This is a genomic window from Haloferax sp. ATB1, from assembly GCF_000730175.1.
The window spans coordinates 13,118-27,826 of the sequence record NZ_JPES01000078.1; the positions used below are offsets into that span (position 1 = coordinate 13,118).

The window sequence follows — 14,709 nt, forward strand, 5'->3', positions numbered from 1 at the left end:
CCACACTGCTTCGGGACCACGGGGAAGGTAGCGTCGTCACTCCCGACGCGGTGTTGCGCCGTTGGCTTCCGTTCTCACCTTACAGTCGGGACCGAGTCTTGGAGTCGTTGGCTCGGTACGTCACTGCTCGGCGACGACCTCGATTTCCACGTCGATGTCGACGGGGAGTTTCACGACCTCGACGGCGCTCCGTGCCGGATACGGTGCAGACATGTACTCGCCGTAAACCTCGTTCACCTCGTCGTAGTAGCGCATGTCCTTGAGGAAGACGGTGGCTTTCACCACGTCCGCAAGCGACGACCCGCCGGCCTCCAGAATCGCCTCGACGTTCTCGAGGGTTCGCTTCGTCTGTTCCGCCGGCGTCCCGTCGACGACCTTGCCCGTTTCGGGGTCAACGGGGCCCTGTCCAGAGACGTAGAGTTTGTCGCCCGAGATGATGCCCTGCGAGTACGGTCCGATGCTGTCCGGTGCGTCCGCTGTGGTTAGTTCTTTCATCGTTGATGTGGTTACCGTCGTGATGGTACTTCGTCCGCGTCGTACACCTCATTGATGAACGACGTCGAGAGACTCGTCGTGAGGCCGCCGTCGAGGACGACGTTCTCGCCGGTGATGAAACTGGACAGCTCCGATGCGAGGAACAGCGAGGTGTCCGCGACCTCACGCGGCGTTCCGAAGCGGCCGAGCGGATACTGGTCGAGCCAGCCTTCGCGCGCGTTCGAATCACTCCGGCCCTCTGTGTTCTCCATCTCTTCGCGCCTGCTCGCGGTTTCTATCGTCCCCGCGGAGATGACGTTCGAGCGAACACCGTGTTGGCCGTAGTGGGCCGCGATGTTTCGCGACATCGCGAGGAGACCGCTTTTTGCCTCCGAGTAGCCGGACAGACCGATGCCGAAGAGTCCGTTGACCGAGCCCATGTGGACCATCGAGCCTCCATCGGCGGCGACCATGGCCGGGAGGACCTCCTTGCTCAGGAGGAACTGGCTCTTGAGGTTCAGGTCGACCATCCGTTCGAACGTCTCCTCGTCGCAGCGGTGGGTCACGTTCGCGGACTCGTCCGAGCCGCCCGCGTTGTTCACCAGCACCTTGATCTCGCCGAACTCATCGAGCGCGGTATCGACGAGGCTTCGAACCTCGTCGCGGTCGGTCACGTCGCACTCGACCGGAACGACCCGACCGTCGTGTGCGGCGGTGAGTTCCTCGGCGACCGGTCTCACGTCGTCCAACGAGCGCGAGCAGATGGCGACGTCTCCGCCTGCCTCCGCGAATCGCGCCGCGATTTCGCGACCGATACCTCGAGAGGCACCGGTTACGATTGCCGGACGGTCTCGTAGTGATAACTCAACCATAGCGTGCGCACCGATGTAGTCGGGGCTATTCAACCTTGCTATGGTGTTGCACTATATTCGGTACGCTTCGACGGCGTCGAGGTCGACCGAGATGCCGAGTCCGGGTCCGCGCGGTGCGGGGAGACAGCCGTCTTCGACTTCGAACGGCTCCGCGATGACGTCGCCTTCCCACGCGTAGTACGTCGAGTCCGGGGGAAGCGAAAAGCCGGGAATCCCGCTTACGGCGTGGAGAATCGCCGCCGTTCGAATCCCGAGGTCGAACGCACAGTGGTGGGTAAACGGTACGCCGGCGTCTTCGAGTATCGCCGCCTGTTGCCGGATCCCGCTGATGCCGCCGGCCGGGGTGAGGTCGATGACGCCCACGTCCATCGCGCCGGCCTCGACGAGCGAAGAGATGTTGTGTGGCACGTAGGTGTCCTCATTCGGAGCGATGGGCTGCCGAAGGCGCTGTCGCAACCGTGCGAGCGACACGTGGGAGTCCACCCGAATCGGCTGTTCGAGGTACTGCAGGTAGATACCCTCGTCTTCGAGCATCGCGCCGACGCGAACTGCCTGGTCGAGCGTCCAGCCTTGGTTCGGGTCGAGGCGGAACTCCAGCTGTCCGTCCGTCTCGTCGTGCATCGCCTTGATCCGCGCAACGTCTTGTCGCCAGTCCCTCCCCGCTTTCGTCTTGAGCACGTCGAACCCCGCGTCTAGTGCCTCTCGGGCTTTCACGCGAGACTCCTCGGGTGACAGGATTCCGAGGCAGAACGCGACCGGGACTGGACCGGGGCTGCGGGTGCCGTCGGCCACGTGGGACCTGTGCTGGAGCGTGCTCTGGGTCGGCGCGGTCCAGCCGCCGAGCAGTTCGTACACGGGGCGGTCGAGCGCTTTTCCTACGATGTCCCAACAGGCCGTTTCGACGGCGGAAAAGAACATATCGACGTTCGTGTACTCGACGAACACCTGTCGGCGGAGGCGTTCGATTTCGAACGGCGACTGGCCGATGACCATCGGCCCGATACCGTCTTCGATGAGCGATTCGGTCGCCGTCGGCGAGAGGAACACGCGCATCTCGCCCCAGCCTTCGATACCCTCGTCGGTGTCGACGCGGACGAGCACGCGCTCCATCGATTCGAGCTCGCCGTGATTCGTGGTGTACGGGGCGATTCCGAGCGGTTCGTCGGTACTCGTTAGCGGAACATCGACAGTAACCGCTGTCACGTCGGTTATCTCCATACCAACGCTTGGAGGGGGCGGCAGTATGAAAGTATCGTTTGTTACAGACTCCCGTTCGTGGCCTCCCGAATCCACGACAACGACCGCTCGGGCAGTAGTCCGTAGTTGTAGAACGAGACCCGCGGTACGTCAGCGGCACGGAGTGAGTCGACGATGTCGACGAGCGTGTCGCCGTCGTGTATCGCCGGGTGGCCCGGAAGGAGGCCGACGTGTAACGGTACGTCGCCGGTCACCGCATCGACGCTTCGATAGGCGTCCATCACCGCCTCACATGTGGACTCGTACGCCGGCAGACAGAAGTAGTCGACGTGCTCGGATAGCCGGTCGAGGTCGGCTCCGACCATCCACTCGCGACCGGGTTCGGGCGCGCCGACGTAGTATCCAAGCGGCGTCGACTCGCTCGCCGCGGACAGGTCCGCGTAGAGCGTCGCCAGCGTTTCTTCGCGTACGTCGACGTAGTCGGCGACCGCGTCGTGCTCGCGGAGCCATAGCTCGGGCGAGAGGCCGTGCGGAACGGTTCCATCGACGATTTCGTCGAGCGTCTGTGCGACGGTCTCCCGAGCTGATTCGACGTCGGCGCCCGCGTCCGACGCGGTCGCCCGACAGTGGTCGCAGAAGCACAGTCCGAAGAGGAACTCACCGAGGGTTCCCAGCCGAGCGTGAATCTTCTGGTGGTGCCAACCGAACCCCGTCCCGTAGAAGTAGTCGAAGGTCTCGAGTTCGATTCGGTCGAAGTGCGCCGAGTCGGTCAGGTCGCGGACGAGCCCGGTGAGGTACTCCTGCACGTCGGGGTTCGACGGGCAGAGGCCGAAGACGAGGTCGTCGCCGTGCGCGGAGGTCAGCGTCACGTCTCGATGGCGCATCCCGAGCCGCGAGTTGTGGCAGCCGACCGTCCACGAGTTCAACCGGACGTTCTCGAGGCCGTCGGCGATTTCAGCGACCCAGTCTCCGGTCATCCCCTCGTACGGCACCGGTTCGAGGCGGCCGTAGCCGCCGCCAGGGCGGAAGTATGAACTCGCGCGTGCGAAGAAGGTCCGCCGCTTCGGGTTGTGCGGCGCGAACGCTTGTACGGCGTGGTAGTTCGTCGCGAGGGTCACCTCGTCGACGCCCAGTTCGGCGATGCGAGCGCCCGTCTCTCGTGGTCCCGCATCGAACACGTCCCACGGGTACGCCCAGATAGCGAACTCCATAGCGGGTCGTCACGCGGGTCGATAATATCCAGATATACAGGAGGGTCGTTACTCCTTGACCGCGCCGGCGGTCATTCCCGCCACGATGTACTGTTCGAGGAACGCGAACAGGACGAGAAGCGGGATGATACCGATGACCGAGACGGTGAGCATCATCCGCCAGTCGGTCTGGAGCGCGCCGACCATCGAGAAGACGCCGCGCGGGATGTTGTACTTCCCGCTGTCCGTGAGGAACGTCAGCACGAACAGTAGTCGGTTCCACGCGTACAGGAACGTGTAGGTGATGCTGGCGACGAGCGCGGGTTTGGTCAGCGGAAGAACAATCTTCGTGAGCACCTGTAGCTGGCTGGCACCGTCGATGCGGGCGGATTCCTCCAGTTCGACGGGAACGGTCTTGAAGTAGCCGTAGAGCATCCAGATGTTGAACGGGAGGGTGAACGCCGCTGCGGGGACGATAACGGCCAGGTACGTGTTGAACAGTCCGAGTCGGCTGATGACGTCGAACAGCCCCACGATGAGCACCACGGGGGCGAACATCTGGACGACGAGGACGGCGAGCAGGAACGTCCGCTTGCCCACGAAGTCGTTCCGCGCGCAGGAGTACGCGGCGGGAATCGCGAGCAGAAGCGTCAACACGACGGTTCCGAGCGAGATGACGAAACTGTTGGCAATCCAGAGGAGCACGTCGGTCTGCGTCCAGACGTCCACGTACGCCCCGAGCGACGGCTGGGACGGCACGAGCGTCGCCGGTGCGGAGAATATCTCCGACTCCGGTTTGAACGTACTGGAGAACATCGCGTAGAACGGGAACATCATTATCCCGAGTAGCGCGATGAGCATGCCGTAGACTCTGACTCGGCGCAGTCCGCCCTCGTCGTGGCCTGCCATCGTCACAGCTCCTCACCTCCGCGGGTGTAGACCCTGAGATAGACGATAGCGAACAGGAGCAACAGCAGGAACCCGATGACGCTGTAGGCGGCGCCGAGCCCGAGATTCCCGTTCTGCAGGCCGACCTGGTAGATGTGTATCACCAGCGTCGCGGTCGTGCTAATCGGACCGCCGCCCGTCATCGTCCAGATGACGTCGAAACTGACGAAGGTCCAAATCGTCGAGAGGAGCGTCGCCATCAGGATGACGCTCTTGAGCTGTGGGAGCGTGATGTATCGGAACTGGTGCCACCGCTCGGCCCCGTCGATGGCCGCGGCCTCGTAGAGGTCCTGCGGAATCGACTGCAAACCCGCGAGGAAGATGATCGCCATGAACGGCGTACCGATCCAGATATCCGCCACGACGACGCCCAACCACGCGATGTCTGGGTTCCCGAGAATCCCGATACCCTGCTCAATCACACCGAGTTTGAGCAGAATGGCGTTGAGATAGCCGAACTGTGGGTGTTCTATCCACCGGAAGACGACCGCGGAGATGGCGTACGGAATTCCCCACGGGATGAGAAACGCCGTTCGGAAGAACTTCCGACCCCGAATGTCGCCTTTGAGGTGAACTGCGATGAGCAGACCGAGTAACGTCTTTCCGGCGACGCCGACCGCGACCCACCGTCCCGTTTGCCAGAGGAGGCGGTAGAAGATGTCGCTGTTGAAGATGTCGACGTAGTGTTGCAACCCGACGAACGTCTCGATAGTCGAATCGGCGGGAGAGCGGTACAGCGACAGGCGGAACGTCTCCAGTATCGGATACCCGACGACGGCGACGAGAAACACCGCAGCGGGCGCTATCAAGAGGTACGCGCGGCGGTTCCGCTTGACGTGCGCGGCGGACTGTGCCAGCCGCGAATCGTCGCCTGTCTGGGTACGTTCTTCAGCGAGGCTCATATCGTTGCATTAGTTCATCGCGTCTTCGAGGTCACTCTGGGCGTCGTTCAAGGCCTTCTGCGGGCTCTTCTGGTCGGCGAGTGCTTCCTGTATCGCTTGGACCATCCGGTCGTTGAACTGGCTGAAATTGCTGAGTTTCGGCCGAGCACGGGCGTACTGTCCCGCCTCGACGAACGGCCCCCAGTTCTTCGACTCGGAGAAGTACTCCCGTTCGCCGACCGCCTCGACGACCGGGAGGAAGCCCTTCTGTTTCGAGTACTGGAAGCGGCGCTCCTCGTCGAAGTAGAAGCGAATCAGGTCTCGCGCGATGTCCTTGTGTTCGCTCTGGCTGAAGATGCCCAGAGTGTCGATGGTGAACAGGCTGTACCGGCCCGCAGGGCCCTTCGGGACCTGGACGATACCGTAATCGAAGTCAACCTCACCGTTCTCCTGTGACTCGGTTATGTTGAGCCCCGTGTACACGTGCCCGATGACCATCCCGAGGTCGCCGTTCTCGAACAGTTGACGGATGTCCTGTCGGGTCGACGAGAGCGGCGAGGACTGCGTCACGCCGTGTTCGAGATGGAGGTCGGCGTAGAACGAAAGCGCCTCGACGGCGCCGTCGGAGTTGACGACGGGCATCCCCTCGTCGTCGACCAGGTCGGCGCCGTGCGACCAGTGGTAGTGGTAGTACTGCGACCCCGTCTCGATAGCGTCAGCGCCGGCGAGGCCGAGCGCCGGGACGCTCACCTCGTCGCTCTCGGTGAGGGCCTTCGCCGCCGCGAGCATGTCTTCCCACGTGTCGAGCGCCGGGTTTTCCGGGTCGAGACCGGCAGCCTCGAACGCGTCTTTGTTGTAGTAGAGACACTTGTTCGACGCGGCCCACGGAACGCCGTAGTGCGAGCCGTTGTACATCGTGCCGTTGGCGACCCCCTCGGCGAACTTCTCGCCGAACTCGCCGTCCATCAGGTCGTCGACCGGTTCGAGCGCGTCCTTCCCGACGAGTTGCGGAATCCACCGAGCGGGCCAGCGGCTCACGTCCGGGGCCTGGCCGCCGTCGACTCGGTTGTTCACGGTTTGCCGTGCGTTGTCCCAGGTCACACTCGTGAACTCGACGTCGACGCCGTACTCCGACTCGAAGGCGGCGTTGTTCTCCTCGAAGAACTGCTTGATGTTGTCACCGACGCCCATCGTGAGGAGTTGGACGCTCTGGGTGTCGTCCCCACCCTCTCCACTGCCCTCGCCGTCAGAGCCGCTTTCGCTTCCGTCCCCGCCGCCGGTACAGCCGGCGACGGCGATCATGCCACCAGCGCCGAGCGCTTGAAGGAGCCGCCGACGGTCCAGAGTCTGTCCGCTAGCTTCTTCTGTGGTATTCTCTCGCATCATCGCTACCAATTGCCCCCACATATATAATTGTTTTTATCCATATTTTATTTTTATTATGATTGTCGGTGTCTCACGCGTTCTGTTCGTGAACCGCATCGAGCAGTGAGGCGAGTTCCTCGGCGATAATCGACCGAATCCGCTCTCCCTTCTCGGCGCTCGCCTCCTCGGGGAGCCCGATGGCGCCCGTCTCGGAGTACGCGTCGAACGACCGGTAGACGCTCACCGAGCCCCCGTCGAGGAGGTCCTGTCCGCCCCAGCGGTACGTCTCACTTAGTGGTTCACCGTTCCGGGTGGACGAATCGCCGACGAGGTCGGGTCGGACCGCAAGCATGAGCGACGTTTCGAACTCGCCCCCGTGAGCCATCCCGCCGGTCTCGGTATCTCGAAGCGCCTCGATTCGGTCAGTCGCCAGCTCGAAGTAGGTCGTTCCGAGCACCTCGGCGTCGGTCTCGATGCCGACCGTGCTGACGACGGACCCGATGAGAGGACCGTTGCCGCCGTGGCCGTTGACGAACAACACGGCGTCGAAGTCGTTTTGAAGTCCCGTGTTCGCGATGTCCTCGAGCGTCGCGCGAATCGTTTCGAAATCTAACGACAGCGTCCCACCGAAGGTGAGATGGTGTGGTGAGAACCCACTCCACACCGTCGGCGAGACGACGACGGGGAGACCGTCGGTCTGCTCGACCGCAGAATCGACCATCGCCTCGACCAAGAGAGAGTCGGTCACCACCGGCAGATGTTCGCCGTGCTGTTCGATGCTCCCCACCGGAATCACCAGAATCGAGCCCGGTTTCGCTCCCACCGCTCGAACCTCGGCCGCGGTCATTCCTGCCCACTCGTGCTCGCGTCGTCCGATTGAATCATACATCATGTCAGGCGGAGTCCGTCAGTCGCGTCTCGTTCACTGGTACGCGCGCGCCGTCGCTACCAAAGAGGTGCATGTCGTCCACGTCGAACCCGAGCGTTATCTCGTCCCCGACGCTCGGTCGGAACTCGCTTTCGACCCGCGCAACGACCTCGGACGAGCCGCGGGCCGTCTGCAGGTAGAGGAAGTTGTCCGAACCGACCGGTTCGACGACGTCGACGACTGTTTCGACGTAGCCTCCCTCGCGGTCCGGCGTGAGGTCTTCCGGTCGGACGCCCAGCGTGTACTCACCAGAGGGAATGTCGACATCCAGCGTGAACTCGAAGCTCGGGGATTCGAAGCGAACGCCGCCGTCGTCGTCCGTTGCGGTCACCTCGAAGAAGTTCATCGAGGGCGACCCGATGAAGCCGGCGACGAACTCGTTGTTGGGCTCGTCGTAGCACCGCTCCGGGGGGTCGACCTGCTGGAGTTTGCCGTCGTTGAGGATGACGATACGGTCGGCCATCGTCATCGCCTCCGTCTGGTCGTGAGTGACGTACACCGTCGTGACACCGAGGTCCTCCTGAATCCGCTGGATCTCCGTCCGCATCTGCGTCCGGAGCTTGGCGTCCAAGTTCGAAAGCGGCTCGTCCATCAGGAACACGTCGGGGTCGCGCACGATGGCTCTCCCGAGTGCGACCCGCTGTTGCTGACCGCCCGAGAGCTGTTTCGGAAGGTCGTCTAACAGCTCCGAAATCTCCAGCATCTCGGCGGCGTCCTCGACACGCTCCCGGACCTCGCCGTCGTCTTCACCGGCGAGACGCAGCCCGAAGGACATGTTCTCGCGGACGGTCATGTGGGGGTACAGCGCGTACGATTGGAACACCATCGCGATGTTCCGGTCCTGCGGCCGCACGTCGTTGACGACGTGCTCGCCGATGGCGATCTCACCGCCGGTGACGGTCTCGAGGCCCGCCACCATCCTGAGCGTCGTCGACTTCCCGCACCCGGACGGCCCGACGACGACGACGAACTCCCCGTCGTCGACGGTGAGGTCCAACCCCTCGACGGCGAGGATGTCCCCGTCGTACTCTTTACTCACGTTCGATAGTCTTACCTGGCTCATGTCGGCTGAGGACTACTCCTCAATCCTGCATAATAAATGTTGGTAATGGAAGTCAACGACGCGCTCCCAACGGTGTTGAATCGCAGTCGGCGCCGCTGCGGTCTTCTCGACACCCCAGTCGTCGGGTGAAGCGTCTGTCCGGTCATCGGTTCCTCGCCTCCCCATGCGTCTAACCGAGGGACTCAGCGGTGGTCCTCCCGAAATCATCATGGTCGGCATGCTGTATTCAACACGGTCGAAAATGCAGAACCTCGACGTACGCCTACACTCCCGTTGACATTCAGCGAACACGGCTTCTCAACCGGTATTTCGGCCTGTTCACCGGACGCGGTTTCACTCTCGGATTCGACGTGTTCGGAAAATACGCGTTGGGATGCGGTAAAAATAGCATGTTATTCGCTGTACTTTTTTCTGTGGTGAATACTCAGTCTATTCTTTCCGAGAGAGTTGAATACCAGTTGGAAACAGGGGGAAAATACTTTCACCGAGTGCGGGAAAGACCGTATCATGTCCGATGGCAACGTCAAAACAATACGCGCGGTCGAAACGACGTTCGAGATTCTCGACGCTCTCAGTGGCGTCGAACCGGCCGGCCTCTCGGAACTCGCGTCGACAGTCGACATTCCGGCAAGCACGATTTACGTCCACCTCAACACGCTCGTCGAACAGGGCTTCGTCGTCAAAGACGCCGGAGAGTACCGTCGCTCGTTTCGCTTTCTCGAGGTTGGCGGAGACATCCGGCAGCGGGTCGACATCGCTCGGCTGCTCAGGAATAAGGTCGAAGAACTCAGCCGCGTGACGGGCGAGATAGTCGGTGCCGCGGTCGAGGAAAACGGGAAACGAGTCATTTTGTATCGAAGCACCGGGGAGAAGGCCGCGGCGGACGAGATTCCGATCGGGAATCGCACGGAGATGCATTGGACCTCGCTTGGAAAGGCAATCTTAGCGTACCTCCCCGAGGCTCGTCGGGCGGAAATCGTCGAGCGACACGGCCTCCCGTCGGGGACGAACAGGACCGTTAGTTCGCTGTCGGAACTCGAAGACTCGCTTACGCGGGTCCGTGAACGGGGGTATGCTATCGACGACGAGGAACACCTCCGTGGTATTCGAGGTATCGCTGTTCCGCTTCTTGATAAGAACGGGGAGGTCAAGGCGTCTATCGGCGTGACCGGGCCACGAGACCGGTTCACCCCCGCCTACATGTCGGAGCTGCTGAACGTACTGCAGTACAGCAAAAACGAACTCGAAGTGCGTAACCAGTACTCCGAGTACACGACCATAGACGGATGATTACCACTCGTCGTGAATAGATTACATAACTATGTCTGTAATGAATTGCGGGAGATACGATGGGTATCGTTCGTCTCGGAGTCTTGCCGGCCTTCCGGCCGATCAAACCGACAAAGCCACGACGCGTCGGTAGAATCACCACGGAGAAAGTATTGTATGGCTTAAGAAATTCTAGTACGGAAGTAACTCCCTCCGTATCGCTGACGAAGCAACTATTTGGTGGACGGCCGATTCACAGTCACCACACACTTGAGATGCCATTTGTACCAATTTCATGTCTACAATCACAGAAACAAATATTCATGTCCATATTTCTAATCAGAAGTCGCGACTGGTCAGCTCTGTATGCTCGCGAGATTACCTGCGTCGGCATGAATTATCCAGTTTCGAATACCCATAGGAGATAATGACGGCAGATAAACTTGAATAAAACACCCAATACAGTTGGGGGAGAGAGCCGCGAGCTTACGGAGAATCAAGGAGAAAGCCCCGCCCTTTAGGGCGGGGATGAATCCGAAAATACACTACACAGCCACCGTCCAAACGCTCGGCAGGATATTCCACGCTCGAATCCATACCTTCAAGTAAGTTTGACTACATAGGTTACGTATGGCGAAACAGGTCGTCACCCGCACCTATACTGCTTCCATACGGAACCAGCAACAGGTGTCCGACGACCTCGATTCGCTCGGGTTCTCAGCCTCGAAACTCTGGAACGTCGGACGGTGGATTTGTGGCCGCGTATGGTCAGAGATTGGCCACATTCCCGGTCACAATGAACTCACCTCGTACCTCAAGTCGCACGAACGCTATGATGACCTCCATTCTCAGTCAAGTCAGCGAGTCCTTCAAGAACTCGCTGAGGCGTTCACCGGCTGGTACGGCAAACGACGCAACGGAGACACGAGAGCAAACCCGCCGAAGTACCGCAAACACGGCGACGAACACCCGCGAAGCACGGTCACGTTCAAAGCCGCTGGCTTCAAACTCGACACCAAGTACGAGCGAGTCCGACTCTCGAAAGGCTCGAACCTGAAAGAATACTGGTCGGACTTCATTCTCTGCGAGTACCAGACTCGTCCTGACGTTGACCTCTCCACCGTGGAGAGCGTCCAACAGGTTCGAGCGGTTTGGACTGGTGACGAGTGGGAACTACACTTCGTCTGCAAAGTGAAGATTGAGGTTGCTGAATCGCCGGGCGAGAAGACCGTTGGAGTTGACCTCGGCGTCACCAACTTCGCCGCCCTCGCCTACGAAGACAGTCACAGCGAACTGTATCCACTCAACTGTCTGAAGCAGGATGACTACTACTTCAGCAAGCGGATCGCTCGCTGTGACGACTCAGAATCTGACCAAGCGACACGGTTGAATCAGAAGAAGTCGGCTCGCCGCACCCACTACTTCCACACCCTCTCCAAACACATCGTCCAACGATGTATTGATGAGGAGGTTGGAACGATTGTAGTTGGCGACCTCTCCGGTATCCGTGAGGATGAGGAAAATGGTGAGTCGAAGAACTGGGGCAAGCACGGCAACCTCGACTTGCACTCGTGGGCGTTCGACCGATTCACTTCGATGCTCAAATACAAGGCCGAGATGGAAGGCATATCGGTCGAACAAGTGTCTGAGCGTGATACGTCGAAGTCGTGTTCATGCTGTGGTCGGAAGCGGAAAGCGAACCGTGTTGAACGCGGGTTGTACGTCTGTGATGACTGCGGTGTGGTGGCGAATGCAGACGTGAACGGTGCTGAGAACATTCGACAGAAAGTATCTCCGAGTCTCGCCTGTGGATGGGGGAGATAGGAGTAACGGCTGGTTGGCACAGCCATCAACGTACCTGTTCGACCAAGAGAGCGGATGCTTCGCACCGCGAGAACAGGCCACGTCGTAAACCACAATATTCCAACGGCGGTCGGGAATCCTCGCGTTTCAGCGCGGGGAGGATGTCAAGGTTTCGTCGCAGTCAACAGCCAGTCGTTCGGCGTTCGTCGTTCGACGCTGAACCCGTCGATTTCTGCGGGGGCGCGGTCGGTCAGTCCGCCGAGGAACCGCCGGACTGGCGTCGGGTCGCGGTCGCTGACGAGCGCGAACGTTTCGCCGCTCGCGAGCGCGGTGAACCGCTCTGCGACCCGCTCCTTCCGTCGCTCCGGCGGGTCTCCACGGATGTCGAGTGCGTCGTCGGGAGCGTCGACGTCCCACGCGGTCGCTGCCGCCTCGGAGACCGACTCCGCGAGCGTCTCGAACGCCGGTGCGGCGTCGCCGGGTGCAGGCGTCTCCTGAAACTGCGGGGAGAACGGGAGTTCGGTGAGCACCGTCGCGTCAAGGCGTTCGCTGGCGGTCTCACCGGGGAAGAGCTGGTGGGTGTCGCCGCAGGAGGGGCAGGCGAACTCGCGCATATTGACGACCGCCCCGAGAACCGGAACCTCGTTGTCGCGGAAGAGTTCGATGCTCCGCGCCGTGTCCCCGAGGCTCGACTCGAAGGGCGTCGTCACAACGACGACGCCGTCGACGGCAATCTCTTGTAGCGTCGTCAGAACCACGTCGCCGGTCCCCGGCGGAAGGTCCAACACGAGCGTGTCGTCGGCGCTCCAAGCGGTGTCCTCGAACAGTTCAGTCAGCGCGTCGTGCGCCATCGCGCCCCGCCACGCCAGCGGCGCGCCCGACTCCATCAACCCGACGCTCATCACGTCGAGCGAGGCGTCAGGACCCGTCACCGAAACGGGGAGCGGGTGGCCCTCGTCGTCCGAGTGGACGGGGCCTTCGATGTCGAGCAACGACGGAACGTTCGGGCCGTGGATGTCCGCGTCGAACAGCCCGGCTGAATGCTCGCCGGCGAGTGCACACGCCAGACCGGTCGAGACGGTCGATTTCCCGACGCCACCCTTGGCACTGGCGACGGCGATGACGGTGTCGAACGCGTCCACGCCGGTCGCCCCGTCGCCGGACGACGGTGAGACGGGTTCAACGTGCGCACTCTCGACCGCGGGCATGTCGCGGACGGCCTGCGCCATCGCGCGCATGACCTGCGTCGCGTTCGCGTCGTCGAACTCCGTCACGGCCGCGTGGACGGTCACGCTCTCCCCGTCGACGGCTATCGATTCGACCAGTCCGGCCTCGAAAACGTCGAGGTCGGCATCGGGGTCTCGAACGGCTCGGAGCGCCGATTCGACGCGATCTCGAAGCTCGGACGCGGTGTCTGGCTCGCTATTCGCCGGGTCGTGGTTCGTCGGTTCGTGTTCGCTCATGGTCAGAGGTTCGGGGTTCGGTTGAGGTCGTCTTCGCCGGGCAGGGTGCGGTCGGTCTCGTCGAGGACGCCCGTGAACTGGCGTCGGAAGCTCCCGGAATCGACCTCTTGGGCCCGAACCGCCGTTTCTCGCACGACGCTCTGTTCGTCGTCGGCGAGTCGGGACAGCGCCTCGGCCGCCCGGTCGGTTTCGACCCCGCCGAGTAAGTGCGCCGCCCACTCTCGCACCCGCTCGCTCGGGTCGTCAGCGGCGGCAACGAGCGCGTCGCACGCGCCCTCGCCGCGGAGTTTGAAAAGCGAGACGAGCGCGTTTCGCCGGGCGGCGTGGTGCTCGTCGTCGAGCGCGGCTTCGATGACCGCTTCGTGTTCCGCCCGGTCCAGGCGGTCGAGCGCGACGACGGCCTCGGCCCGAACCCACGGTTCGGGGTCGTCAGTCAGCGCCCGTGCAGTTTCGGCCGCGAGGTCGCCGCCGTGTTTCGCCAGTGCCTCCACCGCGAACTGCCGCACTTCGGCGTCTTCGTCTGTCGTCGCTGCGCGGGACAGCGCCTCCACAACGACCCTGTCGCCCTCCCGTTCGGCGAGCGCGAGTGCGGCCCGCCGACGCTCGACTGCGTCGTCGCCGGCGAGCGACGCAAGCAGGTCAGAGACCGGGTGGTCTTCGACGGGCTCCGTGTCGCTTGCGCCGAGGTCGGCGAGCGTCGCCTCGCCGATGGTCACGTCGCGGTCGACTTCGATGTCTTCGAGGCCCGACAGGGTCGGCACCGAATCCGGGGCTCTGTTCGGGGTGTAGCTGTGGGTCCGGTGGTCCGTCGGTCGCCTCTTCTTCGTCTCTCACGCTCGCTCACCTCCGTCGTACGCGACCAACGCAGCCGCGACGACGACCCCGGTTGCCCGGAGCACTGTCGCGGGGACGCCGGCCACGCAGAACAACGCGGCTCCGAGTGCAACGGCGGGCCGACCGTCGCGGAGCGCGGAGGCGACTCCAGCGGTTCCACCGGCCGCGGCGAAGGCGACGAGACTCGTCGGAACGCCGACGACACCGCCGCCGACGAGCAGTACCGCCCCTGCGACGTACGGGGCGCTTGCGACGATTCCGAATGTGGCGATTCCCGCGGCTATGCCGGCTAGCGCACTGATTCTATCCCAGCCGGTAGCGAGTGGGACGACGCCGACCGCGGCGAGCGCAACCCCGGACCCGAGTGGGCGAAGCGTCGCCGGCATCACGCCGGTGGCCGCCGCGAGCGAGGTCGCCACACC

The 14,709-nt window shown here is 62.3% G+C and carries 11 protein-coding genes and 3 pseudogenes; 2 read left to right on the forward strand and 12 right to left on the reverse strand.

The annotated features are described in order from the left end of the window. Positions 1–120 precede the first annotated feature (120 nt). From ATB1_RS12390 to ATB1_RS12430, 9 genes are all read right to left on the reverse strand, one after another. Positions 121–495 carry a Rid family detoxifying hydrolase gene (locus ATB1_RS12390; RefSeq protein ID WP_004062029.1) on the reverse strand — a complete coding sequence of 125 codons (375 nt, stop codon included), beginning with the start codon at positions 493–495 and terminating at the stop codon, positions 121–123. Positions 496–506: 11 nt separating this feature from the next. After that, positions 507–1,346, reverse strand: coding sequence for an SDR family NAD(P)-dependent oxidoreductase (locus ATB1_RS12395; protein ID WP_042664078.1), 840 nt, complete (start codon positions 1,344–1,346; stop codon positions 507–509). A 51-nt stretch (positions 1,347–1,397) separates the two neighbouring features. Beyond that, on the reverse strand, positions 1,398–2,564 hold the full coding sequence (locus tag ATB1_RS12400) for a mandelate racemase/muconate lactonizing enzyme family protein (RefSeq protein ID WP_042664080.1): 1,167 nt from the start codon (positions 2,562–2,564) through the stop codon (positions 1,398–1,400). Between the two features lie 41 nt (positions 2,565–2,605). Next, on the reverse strand, positions 2,606–3,754 hold the full coding sequence (locus ATB1_RS12405) for a hypothetical protein (RefSeq protein WP_004062033.1): 1,149 nt from the start codon (positions 3,752–3,754) through the stop codon (positions 2,606–2,608). 48 nt (positions 3,755–3,802) lie between these two features. Then, entirely contained in the window at positions 3,803–4,648 is an 846-nt protein-coding gene (locus ATB1_RS12410) for a carbohydrate ABC transporter permease (RefSeq protein ID WP_008605944.1), read from the reverse strand. After that, positions 4,645–5,583: a carbohydrate ABC transporter permease gene (locus tag ATB1_RS12415; protein ID WP_004062037.1), complete on the reverse strand. Its 939-nt coding sequence runs from the start codon at positions 5,581–5,583 to the stop codon at positions 4,645–4,647. Before ATB1_RS12415 ends, ATB1_RS12410 begins: the two co-directional genes overlap by 4 nt. Before the next feature lie 9 nt (positions 5,584–5,592). Continuing rightward, entirely contained in the window at positions 5,593–6,864 is a 1,272-nt protein-coding gene (locus ATB1_RS12420; protein WP_004062039.1) for a sugar ABC transporter substrate-binding protein, read from the reverse strand. A gap of 154 nt (positions 6,865–7,018) precedes the next feature. Beyond that, complete coding sequence (locus ATB1_RS12425) at positions 7,019–7,819, reverse strand: creatininase family protein (protein ID WP_042664086.1); 801 nt, start codon at positions 7,817–7,819, stop codon at positions 7,019–7,021. 1 nt (position 7,820) lies between these two features. Next, positions 7,821–8,918, reverse strand: a complete 1,098-nt coding sequence (locus ATB1_RS12430; RefSeq protein WP_042664088.1) for an ABC transporter ATP-binding protein — start codon at positions 8,916–8,918, stop codon at positions 7,821–7,823. 507 nt (positions 8,919–9,425) lie between these two features. On the opposite strand from ATB1_RS12430, the gene ATB1_RS12435 reads away from it, so the two are divergent. Together ATB1_RS12435 and ATB1_RS12440 are read left to right on the forward strand one after the other, a co-directional pair. Continuing rightward, positions 9,426–10,208: an IclR family transcriptional regulator gene (locus ATB1_RS12435; RefSeq protein ID WP_004062043.1), complete on the forward strand. Its 783-nt coding sequence runs from the start codon at positions 9,426–9,428 to the stop codon at positions 10,206–10,208. A 609-nt stretch (positions 10,209–10,817) separates the two neighbouring features. Next, positions 10,818–12,099: pseudogene (locus tag ATB1_RS12440) on the forward strand (RNA-guided endonuclease InsQ/TnpB family protein). A 55-nt stretch (positions 12,100–12,154) separates the two neighbouring features. On the opposite strand, the gene ATB1_RS12445 reads toward ATB1_RS12440, so the two are convergent. The 3 genes and pseudogenes from ATB1_RS12445 to ATB1_RS12455 all read right to left on the reverse strand — a co-directional run. Continuing rightward, the gene (locus ATB1_RS12445; RefSeq protein ID WP_042664091.1) at positions 12,155–13,453 is read right to left on the reverse strand and encodes a P-loop NTPase; all 1,299 of its coding nucleotides are present in this window, start codon (positions 13,451–13,453) and stop codon (positions 12,155–12,157) included. Positions 13,454–13,455: 2 nt separating this feature from the next. Beyond that, a pseudogene (locus tag ATB1_RS12450) lies at positions 13,456–14,287 on the reverse strand (HEAT repeat domain-containing protein). After that, positions 14,284–14,709: pseudogene (locus tag ATB1_RS12455) on the reverse strand (hypothetical protein); the annotation flags it as partial. The pseudogenes ATB1_RS12450 and ATB1_RS12455, both read right to left, overlap by 4 nt.

Bases quoted from the DNA above. Each gene is read 5' to 3' on its own strand.
- ATB1_RS12430 (WP_042664088.1), bottom strand. From the start codon at position 8,918: ATGAGCCAGGTAAGACTATCGAACGTGAGTAAAGAGTACGACGGGGAC.
- ATB1_RS12390 (WP_004062029.1), bottom strand. From the start codon at position 495: ATGAAAGAACTAACCACAGCGGACGCACCGGACAGCATCGGACCGTAC.
- ATB1_RS12420 (WP_004062039.1), bottom strand. From the start codon at position 6,864: ATGATCGCCGTCGCCGGCTGTACCGGCGGCGGGGACGGAAGCGAAAGC.
- ATB1_RS12400 (WP_042664080.1), bottom strand. From the start codon at position 2,564: ATGGAGATAACCGACGTGACAGCGGTTACTGTCGATGTTCCGCTAACG.
- ATB1_RS12395 (WP_042664078.1), bottom strand. From the start codon at position 1,346: ATGGTTGAGTTATCACTACGAGACCGTCCGGCAATCGTAACCGGTGCC.
- ATB1_RS12445 (WP_042664091.1), bottom strand. From the start codon at position 13,453: ATGAGCGAACACGAACCGACGAACCACGACCCGGCGAATAGCGAGCCA.
- ATB1_RS12435 (WP_004062043.1), top strand. From the start codon at position 9,426: ATGTCCGATGGCAACGTCAAAACAATACGCGCGGTCGAAACGACGTTC.
- ATB1_RS12405 (WP_004062033.1), bottom strand. From the start codon at position 3,754: ATGGAGTTCGCTATCTGGGCGTACCCGTGGGACGTGTTCGATGCGGGA.
- ATB1_RS12415 (WP_004062037.1), bottom strand. From the start codon at position 5,583: ATGAGCCTCGCTGAAGAACGTACCCAGACAGGCGACGATTCGCGGCTG.
- ATB1_RS12425 (WP_042664086.1), bottom strand. From the start codon at position 7,819: ATGATGTATGATTCAATCGGACGACGCGAGCACGAGTGGGCAGGAATG.